22 protein-coding genes and 1 pseudogene are annotated in these 24514 nt (G+C 67.6%); 13 read left to right on the forward strand and 10 right to left on the reverse strand.

Going from position 1 to position 24514, the window contains the following annotated elements:
- Positions 1–616: SulP family inorganic anion transporter (locus A5695_RS23275; protein WP_255398690.1), on the reverse strand; the 616-nt coding region annotated here is incomplete at its 3' end.
- 17 nt (positions 617–633) lie between these two features.
- Positions 634–1701 carry a sulfate ABC transporter substrate-binding protein gene (locus A5695_RS23280; protein ID WP_068087947.1) on the reverse strand — a complete coding sequence of 356 codons (1068 nt, stop codon included), beginning with the start codon at positions 1699–1701 and terminating at the stop codon, positions 634–636.
- Between the two features lie 91 nt (positions 1702–1792).
- On the opposite strand from A5695_RS23280, the gene A5695_RS30075 reads away from it, so the two are divergent.
- On the forward strand, positions 1793–1915 hold the full coding sequence (locus tag A5695_RS30075) for a hypothetical protein (RefSeq protein WP_255398691.1): 123 nt from the start codon (positions 1793–1795) through the stop codon (positions 1913–1915).
- 375 nt (positions 1916–2290) lie between these two features.
- Here A5695_RS30075 and A5695_RS23285 read toward each other — a convergent pair whose 3' ends face one another.
- Positions 2291–2740 (reverse strand): DUF417 family protein, encoded by a 450-nt coding sequence (locus tag A5695_RS23285; RefSeq protein ID WP_068088062.1) that lies wholly within the window; start codon positions 2738–2740, stop codon positions 2291–2293.
- A 112-nt stretch (positions 2741–2852) separates the two neighbouring features.
- Complete coding sequence (locus tag A5695_RS23290) at positions 2853–3323, reverse strand: SRPBCC family protein (protein ID WP_068087950.1); 471 nt, start codon at positions 3321–3323, stop codon at positions 2853–2855.
- A 245-nt stretch (positions 3324–3568) separates the two neighbouring features.
- On the opposite strand from A5695_RS23290, the pseudogene A5695_RS28010 reads away from it, so the two are divergent.
- The 6 genes and pseudogenes from A5695_RS28010 to A5695_RS23320 all read left to right on the forward strand — a co-directional run.
- Positions 3569–3751: pseudogene (locus tag A5695_RS28010) on the forward strand (SDR family oxidoreductase); the annotation flags it as partial.
- 82 nt (positions 3752–3833) lie between these two features.
- On the forward strand, positions 3834–4910 hold the full coding sequence (locus tag A5695_RS23300) for a hypothetical protein (RefSeq protein WP_068087955.1): 1077 nt from the start codon (positions 3834–3836) through the stop codon (positions 4908–4910).
- Between the two features lie 126 nt (positions 4911–5036).
- Positions 5037–5249, forward strand: coding sequence for a heavy-metal-associated domain-containing protein (locus tag A5695_RS23305; protein ID WP_068087958.1), 213 nt, complete (start codon positions 5037–5039; stop codon positions 5247–5249).
- Complete coding sequence (locus A5695_RS23310; RefSeq protein WP_068087961.1) at positions 5246–7480, forward strand: cation-translocating P-type ATPase; 2235 nt, start codon at positions 5246–5248, stop codon at positions 7478–7480. Before A5695_RS23305 ends, A5695_RS23310 begins: the two co-directional genes overlap by 4 nt.
- Positions 7481–7612: 132 nt before the next feature.
- Positions 7613–9004 carry an alpha/beta hydrolase family protein gene (locus A5695_RS23315; protein WP_068087964.1) on the forward strand — a complete coding sequence of 464 codons (1392 nt, stop codon included), beginning with the start codon at positions 7613–7615 and terminating at the stop codon, positions 9002–9004.
- 194 nt (positions 9005–9198) lie between these two features.
- Positions 9199–10008: a polysaccharide deacetylase family protein gene (locus A5695_RS23320; RefSeq protein ID WP_068087971.1), complete on the forward strand. Its 810-nt coding sequence runs from the start codon at positions 9199–9201 to the stop codon at positions 10006–10008.
- A 389-nt stretch (positions 10009–10397) separates the two neighbouring features.
- On the opposite strand, the gene A5695_RS29240 is transcribed toward A5695_RS23320, so the two are convergent.
- Positions 10398–10880, reverse strand: a complete 483-nt coding sequence (locus A5695_RS29240) for a ribosomal protein L7/L12 (RefSeq protein WP_082946259.1) — start codon at positions 10878–10880, stop codon at positions 10398–10400.
- Between the two features lie 156 nt (positions 10881–11036).
- Between A5695_RS29240 and A5695_RS30135 the strand changes: the two genes are divergently transcribed.
- The gene (locus tag A5695_RS30135; RefSeq protein WP_068087976.1) at positions 11037–13946 is read left to right on the forward strand and encodes a helix-turn-helix transcriptional regulator; all 2910 of its coding nucleotides are present in this window, start codon (positions 11037–11039) and stop codon (positions 13944–13946) included.
- A gap of 5 nt (positions 13947–13951) precedes the next feature.
- Here A5695_RS30135 and A5695_RS23335 read toward each other — a convergent pair whose 3' ends face one another.
- On the reverse strand, positions 13952–14221 hold the full coding sequence (locus A5695_RS23335; RefSeq protein WP_068087979.1) for a DUF4242 domain-containing protein: 270 nt from the start codon (positions 14219–14221) through the stop codon (positions 13952–13954).
- Between the two features lie 228 nt (positions 14222–14449).
- Here A5695_RS23335 and A5695_RS23340 point away from each other — a divergent pair, with 228 nt between their 5' ends.
- Both A5695_RS23340 and A5695_RS23345 read left to right on the forward strand, forming a co-directional pair.
- On the forward strand, positions 14450–15739 hold the full coding sequence (locus A5695_RS23340; RefSeq protein ID WP_068087982.1) for a lipase family protein: 1290 nt from the start codon (positions 14450–14452) through the stop codon (positions 15737–15739).
- 70 nt (positions 15740–15809) lie between these two features.
- Complete coding sequence (locus A5695_RS23345; RefSeq protein ID WP_369830230.1) at positions 15810–16382, forward strand: TetR/AcrR family transcriptional regulator; 573 nt, start codon at positions 15810–15812, stop codon at positions 16380–16382.
- 3 nt (positions 16383–16385) lie between these two features.
- Here A5695_RS23345 and A5695_RS23350 read toward each other — a convergent pair whose 3' ends face one another.
- Positions 16386–16994 carry a TetR/AcrR family transcriptional regulator gene (locus A5695_RS23350; RefSeq protein WP_068087985.1) on the reverse strand — a complete coding sequence of 203 codons (609 nt, stop codon included), beginning with the start codon at positions 16992–16994 and terminating at the stop codon, positions 16386–16388.
- Between the two features lie 67 nt (positions 16995–17061).
- Here A5695_RS23350 and A5695_RS23355 point away from each other — a divergent pair, with 67 nt between their 5' ends.
- The 3 genes from A5695_RS23355 (at position 17062) to fadD1 (ending at position 22323) form a co-directional block, all read left to right on the forward strand.
- Entirely contained in the window at positions 17062–17892 is an 831-nt protein-coding gene (locus tag A5695_RS23355) for an alpha/beta fold hydrolase (RefSeq protein ID WP_068087987.1), read from the forward strand.
- Between the two features lie 301 nt (positions 17893–18193).
- Positions 18194–20332, forward strand: coding sequence for an EAL domain-containing protein (locus A5695_RS23360; RefSeq protein WP_068087990.1), 2139 nt, complete (start codon positions 18194–18196; stop codon positions 20330–20332).
- Positions 20333–20679: 347 nt separating this feature from the next.
- On the forward strand, positions 20680–22323 hold the full coding sequence (fadD1, locus tag A5695_RS23365) for a fatty-acid--CoA ligase FadD1 (protein ID WP_068087993.1): 1644 nt from the start codon (positions 20680–20682) through the stop codon (positions 22321–22323).
- Here the strand turns inward: fadD1 and A5695_RS23370 are convergent.
- From A5695_RS23370 to A5695_RS23380, 3 genes are read right to left on the reverse strand one after another with little or no spacing between them, the layout of a single operon-like run.
- Positions 22262–22915 carry a PadR family transcriptional regulator gene (locus A5695_RS23370; RefSeq protein WP_068087994.1) on the reverse strand — a complete coding sequence of 218 codons (654 nt, stop codon included), beginning with the start codon at positions 22913–22915 and terminating at the stop codon, positions 22262–22264. The genes fadD1 and A5695_RS23370 overlap by 62 nt on opposite strands.
- Entirely contained in the window at positions 22912–23334 is a 423-nt protein-coding gene (locus tag A5695_RS23375; protein WP_068087997.1) for a Zn-ribbon domain-containing OB-fold protein, read from the reverse strand. Before A5695_RS23375 ends, A5695_RS23370 begins: the two co-directional genes overlap by 4 nt.
- Complete coding sequence (locus tag A5695_RS23380; protein ID WP_068088000.1) at positions 23331–24500, reverse strand: thiolase family protein; 1170 nt, start codon at positions 24498–24500, stop codon at positions 23331–23333. The genes A5695_RS23375 and A5695_RS23380 overlap by 4 nt, the downstream gene beginning before the upstream one ends.
- Positions 24501–24514 lie beyond the last annotated feature (14 nt).

Raw genomic sequence — 24514 nt, forward strand, 5'->3', positions numbered from 1 at the left:
CGAGCATGTCGATCTGCGGCCACCCGAAGCGCTGCACCAGCTTCCGTAGGACCACGGCCAATAACACCGCCGCGGTGCTCAGCGCCAGGGCGCGGTAGTTGATGTGGTCACCGTGGGTCAGCGTCAGCCACACGCGACGCAGGACCTGCATGTGGCCATTGCCCTTGTCCCGCACGCCGAGCGCGTTGCCCAGCTGACCGATGGCGAGCAGAAACGCCGCGGCCGCCATGAATCCGATGATCACCGACTCGGAGATGTAGCGGGTCAGGTTGCCCAGCCTGAACAGGCTGATCACGATCTGGAACGCCCCCACCAGCACGGCCAACAGGAACAGTCCCTCGAACAGTTCGGTCGCGTTCTCCGAGTCGATGAAGGCCAGTGCCGTGAACACCAGCAGCGAGATGGCGCTCGTCGGGCCGTTGATCAGATGCGACGACGACCCGAAGACCGAAGCGACGATCGTCACGACGATCGCTGAATACACGCCGAACCGGGGATCGACGCCGGCGATCAGCGCGTACGCCATCGCCTGCGGGAAGGAGATCGCGGCCACGGTGAGCCCGGCGATCAGATCGTGCCGACCCTTCACCAGGTCGTAATTGAAAGCGATGGCCACCGGGTGCTCGTCTTCCGCTATGTCCCCGACACGGCGCCTGACGGCGCGGAGATCGCGTCGAGGATTCCGTTGGTGCCGAAGAACTGTTCGCGGGCGTCGGCCCAGTCCTTGGCTATCGCGCCGATCGGGAACAGAGCCAACGGCGGCAACCGATTCGAGTGCCGGGCAAGGATTTCCGGCTTGAACGGCCGATAGCCGTACTGCGCCACCTGTTCTTGCCCCGCGTCGGTGAACAGGTAGTCGAGGTAAGCCTTCGCGTACCCGGCCGTCTTCGTGTCCGTGACATTGGCGTCCACCCACGTCACCGCGGGCTCGGCAAGGATGCTCACCGGTGGATAGATGAGCTCGAGTTCGTCCTTATTCGCCGCGACCTCGCGCAGCGCTTCGTTCTCCCAGGTCAGCTGCACGTCGCCTACCCTCGCCAGCGTGAAGCTGTCGCCGGCGCTCCGGGCGCCGGCGTCGGATACCGCAACGTGGCGCAACAGCGTCCGCACGTAGTCGACCGCCTGAGAGTGGCTGCCGCCGCGGGTGGCGACCGAACCCCAGGCCGCCAGCACGCTGAGCTGGCCGTTGCCCGAGCTGCGCGGGTTGGGGGTCACCACGGACACGTCACCCTTGATCAGGTCGGGCCAGTCATGGACGCCCTTGGGATTGCCCTTGCGGACGACGAAGACGATGGTCGAGGTGTAGGGCACCGACTGGTTCGGCAACCGCCGTCGCCAGTCGCTCGCGACGAGCCCCCGCTTGCTCAGCGTGTCGATGTCGCTGATCAGCGCCAGCGACACCACGCTGGCCTTCTGGCTGCCGTCCAGGACACTGCGCAGCTGCCGCCCCGAGCCGCCGTGAGATTCTTTGATGTCCAGGGTGATTCCGGTTCGTGCGCGGTATTGCGCGACGAATGTCCGATCGATGGCGGCGTACAGCTCGCGCGTCGGGTCATAGGAGACGTTGAGGATCCGGTTAGCCCCCTCAGGAGAAGCGTTCTTGACCGCGATGGCCCCGGCCGCAACGATCACGGCCACAACACCGAGGACCGTGAGCCAGTCAACCCGCAACCGCGGGAGTCTCGGACGCGCGTCCAGCATCCAGGCGTCCTCCCGCGGCAATGGCCCAGCCGGTTTGGTCCGGCGGCAAACTTCTTAAGAATGTTAATGATCGGGCCGCAGGGATACAGCGGTGAGAATCAGCCTGAAAATAAGTGGGCGGCACCGCTTTCTCGGCAAGATCGGGATACTCGCGCGTAAACGGGCCCGATTCGACGAGTACCGCTTCGATGCGGTCGACCGCGGTGCCGGGTGACGTGGCGGCCGTGCGCAGCCTCGGCAATCTGACATCGGTGCGCGCTGCGATAGGGGCCTTGATCAGGCTCGGTCTTGTTCGAATTGCTGGGCGCGGCCGTCGAGGACACCGAGCGGATCGATCGCGCGGTGCGGGCCGGAGACTACCGGGCATACGGTCCGCGACCTACCGAGATATCCCGGGCTGAAGGCATTGCGCCGCAGCATCATTGAGATCCTTCGCGACGCCCGGCCCGACGTTGTGCTGCCGCAGGGCACCGACCCCAGGGCCACCGGCGACGCGATCCATGCGCTGGGCCCCGCGGTCTCACCGAGCGTGCGGCCACCCTGGACGCCGACGCCTACGCCGCCACGCTCGCTTCGGCGAAGGAGTTGATCAACGGGACGCTGCTCGCGCGCGCAGCGAATCGCCCAGGCTCCACAGCGCGACGCCGATCAGCACCAAGTCCTTGAGCAGGAACTGTCCCGGTAGCGCCGAGAGCACCGGAATGCCGTCCGCGTGGCTCGCGACCACCCCCGGCGTGGTGAACAGGAAGCTCAGCGTGCCCAGGAACAGCACCACCGCCAGCGCGCTGCCGACCGCCGACGCGCGCGGCCACACCGGCCGCAACGCAATCAGAACCGCCGCAGCGATTTCCATGGTGCCCAGCAGGTATGCGACCGTGGTGACAGTGAGCACGTCGTAGATCCAACTCATCAGCGGGCTGTGCTCGATCAGCACAGGGGACTCCATCTTCACGTACTTCCCGAACCCGATCCAGGCCAGGACGATGACCAGCCCGTAGCGGCTGATCAGTTGGCCCGACAGCGTCCACGACTGCGTCACGCGGGAAGCGGAGGCGGCGGCGGCTGGGTTGCGGGTGGCCACGGGTGATTCGATTTGTCCACAGAGCAGCCACGAGTGCTCCCCCGATTTTGTTCACCCGCTCACCGACCCGTTATCCGGCGTAGCGATCCCGCAACTGGGCCAGCGTCGCCTCGATGCCGGCGGCATTGCCCTTCACCGCACCGATCAGCTGGTAGTAGTTCAGCGCGTTCTTGACCGCTCCGGCCCGGCTGTAGTCGAACGTCTCCGTGACACGCGTCCGGGTCGGTGAGAGCGCCTCGAACTCCCACCGCCAGCGGTGCCCCACTGGATGCCGCCATTCGATCAGTTCGTTGGGTTTGAGCGCGGTCACCGTGCTGGTGATCCGATACGGCAGGCCGTACATCTTCATGTTGGTCGAAAATTTCGATCCCACAGCCATTTCCGCAGGAACCTTGATGTTGTCACGCACGGTGCCCGACCCGTCCAATTCGCTGTGTCGCCGCGGATCGGCGGCCATCGCGTACAGCTCAGCGGCCGGCGCCGCGACTTCGACCGACCGGCACACCTGCCGTGGACCTGCGTCGACAACGGTGACGGTCATAATCTCTCCTTTCGGCTGTCCGGCAGCGTCAGCTCGACGCTACGCTCGCCGAGTCGAATTCAGAACAGGCGAGTGCCCCGCACCGCCAGGAGGCCGCACCGAGCGTGACCGGGCGCCCCCGCCGGGAGGAGCCGAAACAAGCGATGAGTCAATCCATTTCGGGAAACGTCGCGCTGATCACCGGCGCCGCGCGGGGACAAGGGCGGGCGCACGCCGGGCGCCTGGCCGCCGACATCCGCGACCTCGACGCGCTCAAGGCGGCCGCCGACACCTATCCGCACCTGCGGAGCCTGCACAAGCCGCTGCTGCCGGACGGAAGTGCCCAGCCGGAAGACATCGCCGACGCGGTCGCCCGCCTTGCCTCCGACCAGTCGCGGCTGGTCACTGCCACCCAGGTTTCGGTCGACATCGGCGTGGGCTACGTCTGAAGCCATCGAAGGGCGGCAAACCGCTTCACCAGATTCCACAGCTATTGCCGTTATCGCCCCCCAGTCGCTATGGTCGCAGCTCATGGGCGTGCTGCGCTTTATCTGGCAACGTGTACTTGCCTTCGACCGGCTCGGGGTGCGCATCCCGCAGCTAATCCAGATCTGGCTGACCGAGTTCTTCTTCGTGATGCCGTTGACATTCTTCGTCGGCAAAGTGATCGACATCCACGGCGCGCTGGGCGTGCCCGGCACCGGCGAACGGCTCGACGGAACCTTCTGGGGAGCGCTCGTGGTGTCGCTCGTATTCGGGGCCTTCTTCGTCCGCTCGCTCGTGCGGCCCCGGATGGTGCAGGGGTCGTGGACGCCGACGGTGCACGCCGACGTCGGACCGGTGACCGTCTACGGCGGTAATCCCGCCTGGCGGGTGACCTACCCGTACCTGACCAGTCATCCGTCGTACGCGTTGCTGCTGCTGATCACGGCCCCGATACCCGCCGTCATGTGGGCGGCCACGGCCAACCAGGGCGACAGCACGTTCTACTGGCGAGCGTGCGGCATGGCCGGCCTGACGATCATCGCGGTCATGGCGCTGGCGCGCGTATTGGCTTGGTACGTCTTCCGATTCGGCCACCGTCAGCTCGACACCCAAGTACGCGGCCTGTCGATCTCGCCGCGCCGGCTCGGCTGGGAAATCGCCTGGAAACCTGTGCTGGTCCTGGTGCTTCTGATGTATGCCATCGTCTGCGTCCCGCTGGGCGGCCTGTGGCTCAAGGAGCAACGCACGATCGCGGCCCTGCCGGTCGTCACCGTCGCCGACGCGCAACATCCCGGCGAATATCGCCGGGTGAAAGGCGCCGTCGCCTCGACGCCGGTCTACTGGGCCCCGCAAGGCCGGGGACGCGGTGGCAACAACTTCGCGGGGGCCGGTGTGCAGGTGGCGCTGACCACCGGAGGCGAGGCGCTGCTCCTCGCCGATTCGATGGCTGTCCCGGACTTCAAGGGGATGATGTCGCGCGTCCACAACGGCGAACTGACGGCCACCGGCAAGGTGATCGATGCCGTCACGACCGACCAGCGCAAGTACTACGGCTTCGACGAGGACGCGTTTTCGGCGCCCCCTGCCACTGGTCGGGTGTTGCTGTTGTTGTCCCAGCCCTGATGCCCCCACGCCTGATCCGGCAGAATTGTGCTGCTAGCAGCGGACGAACCAACCCATGATGGAGGTAACGCCCGAAGGTGTATCGCCATCGGGTATTCGCCCGAGGCGTAAATCGGAAGGGGTGCCATGGTCACCAGCGAATACCGGGTCAACGGGATGAGCTGCGGCCACTGCGAATCGGCCGTGCGGGACGAGGTCGGCCGCCTCCCCGGCGTGGAGCGCGTCGACGTCAGCGCCGACACCGGCCGGCTGGTGATCACGAGTTCTTCTTCGATCGACGCGGACGCCGTCCTCAGCGCGGTCGACGAGGCCGGCTACGAGGCCGTCCCGGTCGCATGAGCGCGGTGCCGGTGAGCCATATCGAGCTCGAGATCGCGGGGATGACGTGCGCGTCGTGCGCCGCCCGGATCGAGAAGAAACTGAACCGGCTCGACGGCGTCGCCGCCACCGTCAACTACGCCACCGAAAAGGCCGTCCTGACCGTCCCCGCGGGATATGACCCGCGGTTGCTGATCGCCGCCGTCGAACAGGCCGGCTACGCCGCCGCCCTGCCGCGACGTCGGGAGGAGCCCGAGAAGGATGCCGACACCGACCTGACCGCGCTTCGCATTCGCGTCATCACGTGCCTCGCGCTCGCCACCCCGGTGATCGCCATGGCGACGGTCCCCGCCCTGCAATTCCGCTTTTGGCAATGGGCGTCGCTGGTCCTCGCGGCGCCGGTCGTCGTGTGGGGTGGCCGTCCCTTCCACGCCGCCGCCTGGGCCAACCTCCGACACGGCGCCGCCACGATGGACACCCTCGTCTCGGTTGGCACGCTGTCGGCGTTCCTGTGGTCGCTGTACGCGCTGTTCCTCGGCACGGCCGGAGCACCGGGGCTGCACGACCGCTTCGAATTGACCGTCCGGCCCTCCGACGGCGCGGGCAACATCTACCTCGAAGTCGCCGCGGGCGTGACCCTGTTCGTGTTGGCCGGACGGTACTTCGAGAAGAGGTCCAAGCGGACGGCGGGCGCCGCGCTGCGCGCTTTGCTGGAGCTCGGCGCCAAGGACGTCGCCGTGCTGCGAGACGGCGCCGAGACCCGGATCCCGGTGGACCGCCTCACGGTCGGGGACCAGTTCGTGGTGCGGCCCGGGGAGAAGGTCGCCGCCGACGGCGTCGTGGTCTCGGGTTCCTCGGCCGTTGACGTCTCGATGCTCACCGGAGAGTCCGTCCCCGTCGAGGTCGGCGAGGGCGACGGCGTCACGGGCGCCACCGTCAACGTCGGCGGACGTCTCGTCGTGCGCGCCGTCCGGGTCGGCGACGACACGCAACTGGCGCACATGGCCAAGCTGGTGGAAGAGGCGCAGTCCGGCAAGGCCGACGTGCAGCGGCTCGCCGACCGCATCTCCGCCGTGTTCGTCCCCGTGGTCATCGGTATCGCCCTGGCGACACTCGGCGCATGGCTCGCGCTCGGGTTCCCGGCCACGGCGGCGCTGACCGCCGCCGTCGCGGTGCTGATCATCGCCTGCCCATGCGCGCTCGGGCTGGCCACCCCGACCGCCCTGCTTGTCGGCACCGGCCGCGCGGCCCAGCTCGGCGTCCTGATCAAAGGGCCGGAAGTTTTGGAGTCCACGCGCAACGTCGACACGATCGTGCTCGACAAGACGGGCACCATCACGACGGGGAAGATGGCGCTCGTCGAGGCCCTCGGCGGCGAGGGGACCGACCGGGCGACGCTGCTGCGCTACGCCGGGGCGCTCGAGGATGCCTCCGAGCATCCCATCGCCCGGGCCATCGCCAAAGCCGCCAAGGCCGAGCTCGGGCAGCTGCCCGCGGCCGGAGGATTCGCCAACTCCGAGGGCAACGGCGTGCGGGGCATCGTCGACGGCCACGCCGTCGTCGTGGGGCGCGCCACCCTGCTGGCCGATTGCGGCCAGCCGCTGGACCCTGAGCTCTCGGCGGCCAAGGACCGAGCCGAGGCCGAGGGCAAGACCGCGGTCGCCGTCGGCTGGGACGGCCGGGCCCGCGGGGTCCTGGTGGTCGCCGACACCGTCAAACCGACGAGCGCGGAAGCGGTCCGGCGGTTCCAGGGGCTCGGCCTGACACCGATCCTGCTGACCGGCGACAACCGGGGCGCGGCCGAGCGCATCGCCGACGAGGTCGGCATCACACAGGTCATCGCCGAAACCCTGCCCGCCGACAAGGTCGCCGCCATCACGCGGCTGCAGTCGGAAGGCAAGGTCGTCGCGATGGTCGGCGACGGCGTCAACGACGCCGCGGCCCTGGCGACCGCCGATCTCGGGGTGGCCATGGGTACCGGCACCGACGTGGCGATCGAAGCCGCCGACCTCACCGTCACCCGCGGTGACCTACGCGCCGCCGTCGACGCGATCCGGCTGTCCCGGCGGACCCTGACCACCATCAAGGGCAACCTGTTCTGGGCGTTCGGCTACAACATCGCCGCGATCCCGCTCGCCGCGCTCGGCATGCTCAACCCGATGCTCGCGGGCGCCGCGATGGCGTTTTCCAGCGTTTTCGTCGTCGCCAACAGCCTGCGGCTGCGCGCCTTCACCAGCGTCACAGCCTCCTAACGGCCACGCTCACACCCCGCGACGGCAGGCGGGCCGGTACGGCCGGTGTGGGATAGTTGTTCCGACCCTTCGCGTTCGATAAGACCACGGGTCCGCCCCGCGCAGCGATCGACTCAGCAAAGGCAACGACCGTTGGACCAATTCTTCGGACGACTGTCCTTGCTGCACGGCTGGTTTCCGCCGACCGTGCAGGCGCTGACGCTGCTGGTGCTGGTCATCGCGATCCAGTGGCGTGCCCGGCGGTGGCTCAAGCGGGTGCTACCGGTGGCCCTGATCGCGGCCGTCGCAACGACCGCTTTCGCGTATTGGTACATCACGTCGCTCGGCGTGGCCGGGGACCCGGCGCCGACGACGCTGTGGCTGTGGATCGCGGCGACCGGCCTGGCCGCTGCGGTCTTCCTGGTGGGCTGGCCGGGCGCGCGCTGGTGGCGCCGGGCAGTGGCGGTGCTGTCCATCCCCCTGTGCCTGCTGTGCGCGAGTTTGTCCCTGAACAGCTGGGTGGGCTACTTCCCGACGGCGCTCGCCGCGTGGAACCAGCTGACCTCGGTGCCGTTGCCCGACCAGATCGACCGCCTGCGCGTGACCGAAATGCAGGTCGCCGGGACTAGGCCGAGCAAGGGCGTGGTGGTGCCGGTCGATATCGACGACAACGCGTCCCATTTCCGCCACCGCCGGGAACTGGTGTACCTGCCGCCCGCATGGTTCAACAGCAATCCGCCACCTCGCCTACCGGCGGTCATGATGATCAGCTCGGCCTTCAACACCCCGGCCGACTGGCTGGGCCCCGGTGGCGCCTTCACCGCCATCGATAACTTCGCCGCGGCGCACCGCGGCTTCTCCCCCGTGCTGGTGTTTGTCGACCCCACCGGCTCGTTCGACAACGACACCGAGTGCGTCAACGGCAGCCGGGGAAACGCCGCCGATCACCTGACCAAGGACATCGTGCCTTTCATGGTGTCGAACTTCGCCGTCAGCGCCGATCGAGCCAACTGGGGCGTCGCCGGATGGTCGATGGGCGGCACCTGCGCGGTCGACCTGGCCGTGACGCATCCGGAACTGTTCAGCGCGTTCGTGGACATCGCCGGCGACCGCAGCCCCAACGTCGGCCCCAAGGATCAAACGATCGCCAAGCTGTTCGACGGCAACCGCACCGCCTGGGCCGCTTTCGACCCGCTCACGGTGATTGCGCGGCATGGTCGGTACACCGGCTTGTCGGGGTGGTTCGACGTCCCGGGGTCGTCCGAACCGCGCAACGTCGCCGAGGAAGCCAATCCCACATCCGGTGCGGTCGGCACCGACCCCGCCGCCAACCCGGAAGGCCAGGACGCCGCCGCCAACGCGCTCTGCGCGGCCGCGTCGGCCAACGGCATCAGCTGCGCCGTGGTCAGCCAGCCGGGCAAGCATGACTGGCCGTTTGCCGCCCAGGCGTTCACCGCGGCGCTGCCCTGGCTGGCCTCTACGCTCGGGACGCCCGCGGCCGAACCGGTGCAGCTGCCTGCGCGCAGCGGCGGTGAACCGCACTGATCACGAAATTCACAGCTGACCCTCCCGTAACGCATCCGCAATGTTCGCCCTGGTAGTGGTACGGTTCGCTGCTGATGGCCGACGATTTTCTGCGTTACGGACGACCCCTCGGCGGGGCGGACCGGTGCGCGCCGCGGCGAAGCCACCGACGGGTCCAGCCCGCCGCCTTCGCTCCACGCCTCCGGCTGCCCGCGATGAATCGCCGTCAGTTCCTTGGTTCGCTCGCCGCTTCGGTCGTTGCCGGCGTGGGTGCAGCGCGGCTGGTGGTCGATCCCCAGCCGCGGACCTTTGCGGAGGTGCCCGCGGATTCCGCGGCGACTTCGGGACCCGCCGCCCCGGCGGCCCCGTTGCCGCCGCCGCCGCCCGGCGCTCGCATCCCGCTGCCCGGCGGCGGCGCGCTGACGAAGATTCCCGGCGACGGCGACCTGCTCGCCCTGACCGTCGACGACGGCGTCAACAGCGCGGTGGTGCGCGCTTACACGCAGTTCGCCAAGGACACCGGTGTGCGACTGACCTACTTCGTCAACGGCACCTATGACTCCTGGACCGAGAACGCGGACATGCTGCGGCCCTTGGTCGAAAGCGGGCAGATCCAACTCGGCAACCACACGTGGTCGCATCCGGATCTGACCACGCTGCCGAAGGACCAGATCGCCCAGCAGCTCACCCGCAACGACGAGTTCCTGAAAAAGACATATGGGATCGGTGCGAAGCCGTACTGGCGCCCGCCGTACGCGAAGCGCAACGCGGTCGTCGACGCCATCGCCGCCGACCTGGGCTATACGGTGCCCACGCTGTGGTCGGGATCGTTGTCGGATTCGACGTTGATCACCGAGGAATACATCGTCCAGATGGCGGATCAGTACTTCACGCCGCAGGCCATCGTCATCGGGCACCTCAATCACCTTCCGGTGACGCACGTCTACCCTCAGCTGGTCGACGTCATCCGCTCGCGCAGCCTGCGCACTGTCACGCTCAACGACGTGTTCCTCAAGACGCCCTAGCATCGGGCTGCGGCGGCGAGGCGCTCATCAAGCGTGGCATGAAAATGCCCGTTAGCGTTTTCGTTCCTGCCATACTCCACGGATCCGTTGCGCCCGAATGTAATCCGCGTTGCACTCCCTGCGACATCTCGTTGTCCTGCGCCGCGCCACGGGCGACGTGGTCGCCGGGGTTGGGGATCGCCCCGAGGGCACGGAGACGCTCGCATCGCGCGAAGTAACCGGGACTCCTCCGCGAATCTGCTTGGGTTCGAATAAGTTTCGACCGGCTCTCGCCACGCACCCGCACGATCTCCACATCGTCGGCGAGCCCATGCCGTCCGTATCACACGGATTCCGCACTCGGCGCGGGTCCGCGTCGGGCTCGGGGCAGCATCACCTCGGTCGACGCCCTACAGCGGGTCGACGACTTCCTTCGCCTCGCGCAGGCCCGCGCCGGTCAGCTGCCGGTACAGCTTGATCGCGGCGATCTTGTTCCCGGACCGTGCCAGGCCGACGACCTCTGCGGGCACACCGTTCTCGAATGCACCCGATGCGGTGGCGCCGACGTCGCTGCCGAACGTCGGGCACGGAACCTCGAGCCTTTCGGACAGCAGGCGCACCTGCTGTTCCAGCAGGGCGAGACGGCGGTAGACCTGCGGATCATCCATGGCATGACGATAATCCGGTCCCAGGCGCCATGCCGGGCGGCTTGCTGGCGGCGGCCGGTGCGTTACCTCGCCGGCAGGATGTTCTGGTTGTGTGAAAGACGTTGTCCGGATCGTATGCACCTTCACTTCGGTCAGCCGCTGGTAATTCGGGCCGTACGTCGCCCGCACGATCACCTGCGAGCCGAGCCTGGCCCGTAATTCATCGGATGCGGTTGTGAGGCTCATCGCCCACACTCCTTGTTTGCTCGGGGGTGTTAATGCCGCACCGCTACGAGCCCGGTGAGCCGCGCGTCATGACCACAACCGAGCATTTCCGAGGCATTCCACGATAGTCACATCTGACTATCGACCCGCCCACATCGCCGCGGTTACCTTGTTTGCATGGAGCAGTGGGTGCCGCCCCCACTCCCGGCCGAACTCATCGCTCGCCGCCGCGGCCCGCTGGTGGGCCGCAGCACCGAACTCGCGGTGTTCGAGCAGGCCTGGGAGCGGGTCGAGGCGGGCAACCGCCAGGCGGTCTTCGTCGGCGGTGAGCCCGGCGCCGGTAAGACGCGCCTGGCCGCGGAGGTGGCCGGGACGCTGTTCGACCACGGCGTCGCGGTGCTGGTGGGCAGTTCGACGGCGGACGAGGATCTGCCCTACGCGCCCTTCGCCGAAGCGCTCGACCGGCTGCTGATCGCGGGCCCGCCCGGCTCGATGGCCGACCCGTTGGGCGACGTGGGCCCGCAGCTGCGGCGGCTGTCCCCGCACGTGGGCCGGCACCTGTCGGATGACGGCACGGTGCCGGACGTCGGGGCGGCGCGGCGGGCCCTCTTCGACGCGTTGACCGGATTCCTGCGGCGCCTGGCGGCCGACCGCCCGGTCGCGTTAATCCTCGATGACCTGCACTGGGCACAGCTGCCTACCCTCGCGCTGCTCGAGCACGTGCTGATCGGCTGCGCCGATGTGCGGGTGCTGGTGGTGGTCACGTTCCGCACGACCGAACCCGACCGGTCCGACGACCTGGCGACCCGGCTGGCCGAACTGCACCGCTTCGACGGGGTGCGCCGTCTGGACCTGGCGGGCCTGGACACCGAGGCGATCGCCGAGTTCGTGGCGCGCACCCAGCAGCTCGCGCCGGCGTCGGCACGCACCGCCGCCGCCCTGCTGCGGGAGCGAACCGGCGGCAACCCGTTCTTCCTCACCGAACTGGTCAACGATCTCGAAATCCGCGGCGGCTTGGCTACTTTGAGCGCACAGCGGACGGTCCCAGCATCGATCGGGGACGCCATCGCCCGCCGCCTTGCCGGGCTGGGAACCGCCGTGCGGGCGGTAATCGAGCAAGCCGCGGTCTTGGGCCAGACGTTCGACCTGCCCGCGCTCATCTCGACGTGTGAGCCGGAGGTCGGCGCGACGCTCGCGGCGATTGATTCGGCCGAAGCCGTTGGACTGGTCCGCGCGGTCCACGACTCCGACGGTGAATTCGCGTTCGTGCACGCGCTGACCCGCGAATCGGTACTGGGCGGGATGGCCGCCTCGCGGCTGCGGATCATGCACGCGCGCGCAGCCGAAGCGCTCGAGGGACGCGCCGACCCGTCACTCGTGCCGCGCCTGGCCAACCACTTTCTGGTGGCGCACGTGTTGGGCTACCACGAGCAGGCGTTGCGATACGCGCGTCAGGCGGCCCGGATGGCCGAACAGAGCCTGGCCTACGAGGACGCGGCGAAGTGGTTCGAGCGGGCGGCGTCGCTGCCCGAGCTCAACCTCGCCGACCGGGCCAGGCTGCACCTCGACGCGGCCGCCAACCACGTGCGCGGGGGCTCGTTCGCCCGAGCCCGGGCCATCTACGAACGCATCGGCGGCATGGACGACCCGCTGATGCGGCTGGAGGCGGCCATCGGCTACGAAGAAGCCAATTGGCGCCCAGGACAATCCAATTCGAAGGCCGCGGACTTGCTGGCGTCGGCTCTGGAGACGTGCGGATTGCACGCCGAGGAGCCACGCTATGTCCAGGCGCTGGGTAGCTTCGGCAGAGCGCTGGCCTTCGCCGGCGAGGCGGCGCGGGCCCGGGAGGTAAGCGCCGACGCGATCGAGCGGGCGCGGGCCATCGACGACGCGACGGTGCTCCTGCACACGTTGAAAACCAGTCTGTGGCAAGGCCTTACCCCGGAGATGAGCGAAATCCAGGCCAAGCGTGCGGCCGAGGTTTCGCGCATGGCGATGTCGTGTCGCGACTACGAATCACTGGGCGCGGCGTCCCACTTTCACGCCATGGTCAGTTACTTGGCCGGCCGGCCCGACGGCCTCGCCGCCGCGACCGCTGACATGCGCCGAGCCGCCCAGACCTGCGGGCAACCCGCCTTCGGCTTCGTCGGCGCGTGCATCGAGCAGGCACTAGCCTATCTGCGCGGTGACTTCGCCGGCGCCGAACGCTGGGCCGACATCGCCTTGCGCACAGGAGATTTGTTCGGTGCCGACGACACCGAGGGGTCCAACGGGGTCCAGATGTTCATGATCCGCCGCGAGACCGGCGATTTGAAGCGGTTCGGCGAGTTCATCGACGGCAGTGAAACGTTCACCGGCCGCTGGGTGCCCGGGCTGCTCGCCCTCTACACCGAGCTCAAGTGCGAACGCGGCATGACCCGTGCGCTCAACCAGCTGCTCAACCGCAACCTAAGCGACCGCCTCGAGGATGCGCAGTGGCCGATGGAGCTGGTCTTCATGGCCGAGGCGGCATTGGAGCTGTCCCACCGCGAAGCGGCCCACGCGCTGCGCCCGTTCGTCTCTCGTTATGCCGGAAAGAATTTGGTGGCCGGACAATTCGTCGCGCTATTCGGCAGTGCGGACCGATACCTGGCCCGCATCGCGGCGCTCTGTGGGGATGGCGCGGCAGCCGAGCGGCATTTCGCGGCGGCGATCGCGATGGACCGGCGGATGGGCTCGGTGGTCCACATCAGCGAGACGCTGGTTCGGCACGCGTTGTTCGCCGCGTCGTGCGGGCGCGCGGAGGACGCCCGGTTCCTTGCGGAGGAGGCGCGCGTAATCGCCGGTGCGATCGGCCAGACCCGAGTCCTGGACTTGGTCGATTCTGTACTGACCAGCGGTTCCCTGGGCCCGGACGGCCTGACCGAACGGGAACTCGAGGTGCTCCGGCTGCTCGCCGAGGGACTGAGCAATCGCGCGATCGGCGAACGCCTTTTCATCAGCACCAATACCGCCGCCAACCACGTGCGCAACATCCTGATCAAAACGGGCGCCGCGAACCGCACGCAGGCGGCGATGTACGCCGCCGATCACGAGCTTCTCGGCTAGCCCGTTCAGATGTCGGACAGGGCGCCGTCCGGCATCAGCCGGTCTTTCACCTGGACGACGGAGTCGGCGGGCAGACCGGCGCGCGCGGCCGCGGCGCGGATGGCCTCTGGCGACGGTGCTTCATATAGACAGTAGGTCTTTCGTTTGTCCGCCGACAGGAACGAGTACATCCAGCGAACGCCCTCCTGGTCGTTGATCCGGTTGATGCCGTCGACGACCTCGAGGCCTGGCTCCAGTTCCTCGGCGAAGTTTCGCTCGACCATGAAGATGGGCACGTGGACTCCTGTTCAGTGTCTCGGCTCGAGCCTAGGCCGTCAGCGGCAATCACGACACGGCAAATTCGTGCGGCCTCAATCCCCGTTCGCCTCGCAGTGGCAGTTGGTCTCGGTGTCCGGCGCTATTTGGCAGTTCTTCGTTCTGAACCATCGCTAGGGCACTGGCAATCTCTAAAAAATTAGAGATGGCCTCTTCCGTTGGTGGTCGCCGATTGTTACCGTTCCGCAATGCGCCGGGTTGGGGGAACTTTCGCCGTCCTGTTGGTCCTAGCCTCGGCGCTGGTCGGCCTGGCGGTCGCGCACGCCGACGGCGGAGACGAACCGCAATACGCCGAGTTCTACACCCCGCCTGACCCACTGCCGGCCGGCCAGCCGGGTGACCTGATCCGCACGGAGCCGTCACGCCTGGTGCTGGAGCCGTCCGGCCAGCTGGGCGCGATCATGGCCACGGGAACACGAATCATGTACCGCAGCACCGATACTCGCGGCAACCCGATCGCGGTGACCGGCACCTACTTCGAGCCTTACAACGCGTGGCCCGGCAACGGGCCCCGGCCCTTGATCAGCTACGCACCGGGCACGCAGGGCCAAGGCAACCAGTGCGCCCCGTCGCGGATGTTCAACCAGGGCATCCACTATTCGGGCGGTTGGGACATCATGTTCAACTACGAGGAACTGTTCGTCGCCACGATGGTCGCGCGCGGGTTCGCGATCGTGATGACCGACTACGAAGGCCTGGGCACCAGCTCGATGCACACCTACGTGGGCCGGGTGGCCGAGGGGCAGGCCGTGCTCGATGCCGCGCGCGCGGCGATGCGGCTACCGGGAACGTCACTGGATCCCCGTGGGCCGGTTGCATTTTGGGGCTACTCGCAGGGCGGCGGCGCCACCGCCTCGGCGGCCGAGCTGGCCTCCGCCTACGCTCCCGAACTCCGTATCGTCGGCACCTACGCCGGGGCCCCGCCGGCTAACCTCAAGGAGCTGTTGCCGTACGCGGACGGCAGCGCCCTGGTCGGTGTCGTCGGGTATGCGCTCAATAGCGTCATGGCCGCCTACCCCGAGTTCGCCGATGTCATCCGTTCCAAGATGACGCCTCGCGGGCTGGCGATGCTCGAGTCGGTCTCGCGCCAGTGCGTCGGACAGACGTTGCTGGACTTCATGTTTCGCCATATCCAGCCCTATTTCACCGAGGACATCAACCAACTGGTCAACGAGGAGCCGTTCAACACCATGTTCGAGGAACAGCGCCTCGGGCGTTACAAGCCCAACGCCCCGGTGCTGATCAACAGCAACCGGTACGACCCGCTGGTGCCATGGACCGCGGCCAACCAACTCGGTCGCGACTGGTGCGCCCAGGGCGCCGACGTCGAATTCCGCACCAACGAGGAGCCCCCGTTCCTCAACAAGCTGGTCATCAACCACGCCCTGCCGATGCTCGTCGACGGTGAACCGGCCATGCAGTGGATCGCCGCGCGCTTCAACGGAGAACCCACCGCGCCCAACTGCGGCCAGTTCTAAACTGGACCCCATCGCTGCACGTAGAAAGCACAATGCGCCCGAGCGGCGCCGCCAGCTCGCCGACGCCGCGATCGAGCTGCTCGGCACCAACGGCGTCCATGGCGTCAGCCACCCCAGGGTCGATGATCACGCGGGCGTGCCGGCCGGCACCGCATCCTTCTACTTCAGGACGCGCAAGGCGCTGCTGCACGCCGTCGGGGCCCGGCTGGCAGAACTCGACGTGGCCGACTTTTCCCGGATGGCCGAACTCGCCGACGATCCGGCAACACAATTCGCCGGCACCGCGGGGCTCGCCCGCATCGTCATGTACGTCAACAGCGAACCCTGGCTGACCCGGACCAAGGCGCGCTACGAGCTGGCACTGCTCGCCGGGCGGGACGCCGAACTGGCCACCCTCCTCGGCGAGTCCGCGGAGCGGCTCTACGCCCTGGCCCGCGGCGTCGTCGCCCAATGGCATCCGGCCGGGGACCCGCCCGATCCGACGCTGGTGGAAGACCAGGCGATCGCGACCCTGGCGTTCATCAACGGGATCATGCTGACGTTCGTTGCGGGCCAGCCGGCTATCGACAGCGCCGAACACCTCGACCGGCTGATCCGGGGCGTCATCGCGGGCGTCGCCGCGGTTCGCGGCGAGAAGCCCTGACGGCTATCCCCGTGCGAGCAACCCGTCGATGAGCATGTGCAGTACCTGCCGCGTCTCCCGGCGGGTGCGTTTAGGATCCTCCGCGGTGGCGATCAGCATGGCGGCCTCGTCGAGCGCGCCGATCAGCACGTGCGCGAGCGGCCGCACCGGCTGTTTGGGAAACTGCCCGGCCCGGATGGCCTCGGTGAGAAGCTGTTCGGTCATGCCCAGGCTGTACCGCTGGGCGACATCGCGAAAACCGGCCCAGCCCAGCACACTCGGAGCGTCCAGCAGCATCAGCTGCCGGACTTCCGGATCGCCGGAAACCTCGAGCCACGCGTCGACTGCGGCACGGATCGCGTCCGCCGGCGTCGTCGCTCCCGACTCGGCGACCAGAGTGCCCATGCGGGCCATCACGTCCTGCTCCACGGCCTCGACCACCTCGCGGAACAAGGCGGCCTTGTCAGCGAATTGGTGGTACATCGCGCCGCGCGTCACCCCTGCGGTGGCCGCGATCTCCGGCGTTCCCACGTCCACGTAGCCACGCAGGCCCCAGAGCTTGCGGGCAGCCGCGATCAGCGCGTCGCGGGTCGCCGCGGAGCGCTCTTCCTGAGTCCGTCTCTTGCTTTCCATACAGCCTGTTGGTAACTTACGAACAGGCAGCCTGTTTGTAAGTGTATCCCGAGGTAGGAGTTCTCTTATGTCGACGATCGACATTAGTGCCGGAACCATCCATTACGAAGCAACTGGCCCCGAAAGCGGCAGGCCGGTGGTCTTCGTGCACGGGTACATGATGGGCGGCCAGCTCTGGCGCCGGGTCAGCGAGCGACTGGCCGGGTGGGGCCTGCGTTGCATCGCTCCGACGTGGCCGCTGGGCGCGCACCCGGAGGCGTTGCGCCACGGCGCGGATCGAACGATCACGGGCGTGGCCGGCATGGTCGCGGAGGTGCTGAGCGTGCTCGACCTCGAGGACGTCGTGCTGGTCGGCAACGACACCGGCGGGGTCGTCACCCAGATCGTGGCCGTGCACCACCCGCAGCGGCTCGGGGCGTTGGTACTGACGAGTTGCGATGCGTTCGAACACTTTCCGCCGCCCATTCTCAAGCCGGTGATCCTGGCAGCCAAGGCGAAGGCGACGTTCCGCGCAGTGTCCCAGGCCATGCGGGTACCCGCCGCCCGTAAGCGCGCGTTCGACGGACTGGCGCATCGCAACATCGACGACCTCACCGAGGCATGGGTACGCCCGGGCTTATCCGATCCTCGGATCGCCGAAGATCTGCGCCAGTTCACGCTGTCGATGCGCACGGAGGTGACGACGAGCGTGGCGGCCCGGTTGCCCGAGTTCGACAAACCCACCCTGGTCGCGTGGTCGGCCGACGACGTCTTCTTCGAACAGCAGGACGGCGCCCGACTGGCCGCCACCATCCCCGACGCTCGCCTCGAGATCATCGACGGCGCGAGAACGTTCTCGATGATCGACCAACCGGACCGGCTTGCCGACCTGTTATCGACGATCGCGGTGCGCACCTGACGCCGATTGCTTCGCGACCGTAACGCCACAGCGAGAAATCTCGTGGGGCGGATGACGGCAGGGCCTGACAGCTTGCCCGACCACCTTGACGTTGAAGGAGAGCCACGCAGATTCAGGTATACGAACGCCAAGGTGATCGGTTGAAACGCCTGCAGCAAACCGAACTCCGTCGCGTCGAGATCGCTCATGGTGAAAGTCGACCCAGCAATCCACACACCGGTGCTCGACCCCGGCCAGCAAGGCCCGCAGATCCGCTCCATTCCGAACCCCTCGTCCGGCATGCCGGTCTAGCATCGTCGCTATGGGCGCCCAGGAACACCTAGCAAACGCCCCGCGCCACGAACCGGCGGATTCCGCGGACTTGGTCCATACCCTCTTGGGCTTGTTACGGCGCCGCCTCGGCCTTGACACGGCGTGGGTGGCGTCGTTCTCCAGCGGCATGCAGGTGTTCGAGGTGGTCGACGGTGACGCCCGCGCCCTGGGCCTCTCGCCCGGTCACCGATCTTCCCTGTCGGGGTCCTACAGCGTCCGCGTGATCGATGGCCGGCTGCCCGCCGTCATCCCGGACACCTCCGCCGATCGAACTGCCTCCGTTCTGCCGAAGACCCGCGAACGGCGTCTGGGCGCCTATGTCGGTCTTCCGTTGCTCGGCCCGGATGGCTCCGCGGTCGGGATGGTGGGCGCGGTCAGTCAGCAGCCCCGGCCGCATCTGGCCGACGTCGATCTACGAGTAGCCAAAAAGATGGCCGAACTCATCGGCGCCTTGATGGAACTGCCCGCGGATCCGACGACAATTCCCACCGATCAGCACGACGGTATTCGCCGGATGGTGGCCGAGCGGGACTTCGAAATCGTATTCCAAGCGGTGCACAACGTCTCGACCGGCGCTGTGCTCGGCGTCGAAGCGCTCGCGCGCTTCCCATGCGAACCGTTTCGACCCGATCTTGTCTTCGGCGAAGCGGCCGTGTTGGGCTTGGACATCGAATTGGAGACCGCGGTCATAGCGCGGGCCCTGTCGCTGGTGCCGCAACTGCCCAAAGACGCATTCGTCGCGGTGAACATTTCTCCCTCGGCGGTGCTGCGCACTCCATGGCCCGAACTCCTGGCCGAGGTTGACCCGTCACGTCTGGTGTTGGAAATTACCGAGCACGATGCCGTCGAGAATTACGACGCCCTCGACGATGTCCTCGAAGCATGCCGAGACCGTGGCATGCGGGTGGCGGTCGATGACGTGGGCGCCGGCTTCTCCTCGTTCTCCCATGTGCTGGAGATAGCACCGGAATTCATCAAGATCGATCACTCCATCACACGCAACATCGACGCCGATGCCGCGCGCCGGCGACTGGCCCAATCAATCGCGGAACTGGCCGCCCAGATCGGCGCGACGGTAATCGCCGAAGGAGTGGAGACTCAGGGCGAACTCGATGCGGTGGGGGCGGCAGGCATCCCCTCGGCGCAGGGCTTCTACCTGAGCCGGCCTCAGTCCCACACCCACGGTTTCACGGCCGGCGCCGTCGTCGCCGAACCGGTCGACCAGTCCTCGGCCGTTTTCGACCTACTGGGAGAGCGACGGTTCGAGCTGGCGCTGACGCATTCCCCCATCGGCATGGCCGTTGTCGGTCTAGACGGCACGTTCCAGCGCACCAACCGGGCACTGCGGACCATGCTCGGTTACGGCCGAAAGGACCTGGCTAACCTGACCTTCCAGGAGATCACCCATCCCGACGACCTGGACGCCGACCTGGCCCTCCTCGGGGAATGCCTTGCGGGCCGCCGCCGCGCTTATCGCATGGACAAGCGTTTCATCGCCGCCGACGGACGCATCGTCTGGTGCAACCTCACCGCTGTCCTCGTCCAAGGCCCTCGAAACCAGCCGCGCTGCTTCGTCTCCCAAATCCTCGACGTCACCGCCGAGCGCATGCGCGAGGCCGAACTGGCCCGCCGAGCCACCACCGACACACTCACGGCGATCGCCAACCGCTCCGCGGCATGGAGCCACCTTGAGCAACTCGACGCCGCCGACGACGGCTACGGCATCCTGTTTTGCGACATCGAGCAATTCAAGTCCATCAATGACCGACACGGCCACCAGGCCGGCGACGGATTGCTGGTCGAAATCGCTGGTCGGTTGCTGGCGGCGGTCGGGGACGATGGCCTGGTCGCACGATGGGGTGGCGACGAATTCCTCGTCATCACCGACACCGTCGACGATGGCGGGCTCGCTCTGCTCACCGACCGGATCACCGACCAACTACAACGGACACCGATCACCATCGCCGGTGAGACCGAGCTGTCCATCGTTTTAACGATCGGCTGCGCGGCACACCGACCGGGAGACGGCCGATCCATCGACGCCGTCCTCGAGCGCGCCGATCAAGCCATGTACGAGCAGCGGCGCACTCAGACCGGCGCCATCACGACGGGACGGCCCGGCGTCTAGCTCGGGTGTCTGCGGCGCAGGGGCCGCGGCACGCGCCTGGGCACGGCGTCAGGCGATGGGGCGATGAGATGGCGCGCTCTATTCCTGAGCAGAATCAGCGATCTGTGCAACTCGAACAGCATGAGGCAATGTTGGCCGTCCGATACGAAATCGGCCGCGGTACACGCGGCCACCCACACAGAACTGGCATCAAAACTTTCGCGAACACAAGATGGCCGACCGCCGGCGGTTCCCCCATGCGTAACCTGCCGGGGAACATGGCGGTGTGGTGACCGACGCACGGCCGCTACGATAAGACGGACCGTCTCGTCTCGTAAGGCAGGGCATAGTGAAGGTGAATCGGACCGATGACTGACGACACCATTCAAGCGCTGCTCAACAAGCGCTTGTCCGACGCGGGGACCGCGGTGAAACACCGTGGCCTGCAGTGGAGTTGGAGTCAGTACCTGGCGGGTGCGGCCAGGCGGGCGGCCGCCCTGATATCGGCCGCCGATGCCGGCCGGCCGATGCACGTAGGCGCCCTGCTGGGAAACAATCCCGAGATGCTGAGCCAGATGGCGGCGGCCGGGCTCGGCGGTTACGTCCTGTGCGGCCTGAACACCACCCGGCGCGGCGAGGCGCTCGCGGCGGACGTCCGGCGCGCGCATTGCCAGTTCCTCGTCACCGATGCCGAACACCGGCCTCTGCTCGACGGCCTGGACCTCGAGGGAACGCACCTCCTGGACACCTCGACACCGCAATGGGCCGAATTCATCGAGGACACCGGCGAACTGGTGCCGCACCGGCAGGTCACCGCCATGGATCCGTTCATGATGATCTTCACGTCGGGAACGAGCGGCAATCCCAAAGCGGTACAGGTGTCGCACCTGATGGCCACGTTCGCCGGAATCAATCTGGTCCAACGCTTCGCGCTGTCCGAGCAGGACACCTGCTACGTGTCGATGCCGCTCTTCCACTCCAACGCCGTCGTCGCCGGGTGGGCACCCGCGGTCGTTTCCGGCGCCGCGATCGTACCGGCGAAGTTCTCGGCAAGCAGCTTCCTCGACGACGTTCGGCATTACGGCGCGACCTACATGAACTACGTTGGCAAGCCGCTCGCCTACATCCTGGCCACGCCGGAACGCGACGACGACGCCGACAACCCCCTTCGGGTGGCGTTCGGAAACGAGGCGAACGACAAGGACATCGACCAGTTCGCGCGGCGTTTCGGCGTGCAGGTCGAGGACGGGTTCGGCTCGACCGAGAACGCGGTCATCGTGATCCGCGAACCCGGCACACCGAAGGGCTCCATCGGCAAAGGGATCGACGGGGTGGCGATCTACAACAGCGACACCGTCACCGAGTGCGCGGTGGCGCGCTTTAACGCCGACGGCGCCCTGCTCAACGCCGACGAGGCCGTGGGCGAGTTGGTCAACACGGCCGGCTCAGGATTCTTCACCGGCTACTACAACGATCCCGACGCCAACGCCGAGCGCATGCGCCACGGCATGTACTGGTCCGGCGACCTCGCCTACCGCGACTCCGAGGGCTGGATATACCTGGCCGGCCGGACCGCCGACTGGATGCGGGTAGACGGGGAAAACCTGGCCGCGGCACCCATCGAGCGAATTCTGCTGCGGCACAACTCCATCAATCGCGTCGCGGTGTACGCGGTTCCCGACGAGCGGGTCGGTGACCAGGTGATGGCCGCGATCGTCCTCAACGAGGGGCACACCCTTGACCCCGACGCGTTCGAGGCGTTCCTCGACGCACAGCCGGACCTGTCGCCCAAGGCCCGCCCACGCTACCTCCGCCTCGCTGCCGATCTGCCCAGTACCGCCACCCACAAGGTGCTCAAGCGCCAGTTGATCGCCGAAGGCACCGGCATCGGCGACGGGGAGGTGCTGTGGGAGCGCGAGCCGCGGGGCAGCGCCTACGCGGTCGCGGCACCTAGTCCGGGCCCCCGGGTACCCGGCGGCGGATCTGGCCATTCGGCCGTCGCACCCGTTTGACTGGGTCTTGGGTTGTGCCGGAAGCGATCTCATCGCGCAACTGCGTGATGTTGGAGAGCTCCGCATACAGGCCGCGGATCGCGTAGTCCAGGACGGCGAACGAGAAGCGCTGGCTCGGGTCGTCGGTGATGCCGAGTTCCCGGGACCGCTGCCGCGACCACAACGCCTCGTCCAACCTCCTCCGGGTCGCCTCGAGATGCCGGTCCAATGAGTCGACGATGCGGTCGGGGTCCTCGCCGCGAGAGAGCCAGGTCTTGAGGATGACCGGGTGCTTGATGACGACCTGGTCCTGGCCCGGGAAGTGCTGCACCCACCGGCGCAGTGCGTCGAGCCCGGCATCGGTGGTCTCGTACAGCGTGATCGCCCGCTTGCCCGACTGGGCGCCGATCTCGCCGACCATGCCGCGGCTCAACAGTCGATTGAGTTCGCGCCGAACGTGGCTGACCGATGGGGACCAGTAGAAGTGACCCACCGACAGCTCGGCGCGCATCTTGATCTCTCCCGCGGTCAGCTGTTCGTCGTTGGCGGCCAGCACGCCCAGCACCAGGTAGGCGGTTACCGGCAGGCCGTTGCTGGTGCGCCGGGGGCTCATGGCGACCCAGTGAAGTAGGGCAGCGTCACGTCGGGGCCGACCGCGTGGAATTGCACCCGCACGCGCATGCCGATCCGCAAATCCTCTGGCGCCACACCGACCACGTTGGTCAGCATTTGGTAGCCCTCGTCCAGGGTGACGATCGCCGGCGCGTAGGGGGGCGCGAATTCCGCCGTCACGGGCCGGTGCACCACCGTCCAGCTGTAGATTTCGCCCAGGCCGCCGCTGCGCTCCCAATGAACCTGAGCCGAAAGGCATTCGCGGCAGTGCTCGGTCGGCGGGAAGTTCGCGAACCCGCAGGCTCCGCAGCGTTGATACCGCAATTCGCCCGACTGACAACCCTGCCAGAAGGGCACGCTGAGGTGGCTGGCGGCATGGGGCACCGGGCCGGTCTGGGGCCGTAAGGAGTCGGAGGTCACCGCGGCTCATCCCCCAGGATCAGCAGCGTGGTGAACAAGGCGCCCGCTCCCCCGTTGCTGCATAACGCGATATGCGCGCCGGGGACCTGGAGATCGCCCGCCTGACCGCGTAACTGCTGGACGGCTCGGACTGCCCGCTGCATCATCTGCGGATTGGAGCCCGCGTGGCTGAACGACATGGTTCCTCCGTCGGTGGTGATGGGATGGCTGCCGTCGATGGCGATGTGGCCGTCGGCGACGAACGGTCCCCCCTCGCCCTCGCCGCAAAACCCGAACGCCTCGAGCTGGCGGATGATTTCGAATGAGAACGGGTCGTAGAGTTCCAGCACGTCGACGTCGTCGGGTCGCAGCCCGGCGTGGGCGAACGCGCGCTCGGCCGCACGCCTGCCGACCACACCATTGACATATCCGCCGTGTCTGTCGCGGCGCCCCTTGAGATCCCACGCCGGCGGGTGCTGGTAGGAGGGGCCGTGGAAGTCGGCGCCGCTGCCCAGCACGTAGATCGGTTGGCTTGCGACATCGGTCTTTTCGATGTTCGCCACGACCAGCGCGCAGCCGCCCTCGGACGTGGTGGCGCAATCCAGCAGATGGAACGGGTCGGCGATGGGCCTCGACGCGGTGATGTCGTCGGGCGTGAAGGGCCCGCGCTGGTAATACACGGCTTCGGGGTTACGCGATCCGTTGTTGCGGATGGTTGCGGCGACGATCGACAGCTGTTCGCGCGTGGTGCCGTAGACGTGCATGTGGCGGCGCGCGATCAACGCGAACTCGGCGGTGGTGAACATGCCCCACGGCGCGACGAATTCGTTTTCGGGCCGGGTCCACGGCGCCGTGGCCTCATGGTCGCGGTACTCACCGGCCTGCGCGGCGACCAGCACCACCACGTCGGCCATGCCGTGCTCGATGGCCGTGACCGCCTCGGTGATCATGCCGACGCCGAAGGCGAGCCCCTGCCAGGCCGGGCCGAGGCGCAGGTCGTAGATCAACGCGGTGGACAGCGGCCCCGCGCTGACCCCGTCGACGTCATCGAGGCGCAGGCCCGCGTCGTCGAGGGCACCCCGAATGGCCGTCAGCGCCAGGCTGCGAGACGTCTCACCGTCCAGGCGCCGGCCCTGCACGGTGTTGTGCACCCCGACGATTGCCGCGGTGCGTTTCGTGGCTGCCACTCTGTGATCCTTTG

This window comes from Mycobacterium sp. E1747 (assembly GCF_001667775.1).
Taxonomy (GTDB): Bacteria; Actinomycetota; Actinomycetes; order Mycobacteriales; family Mycobacteriaceae; genus Mycobacterium.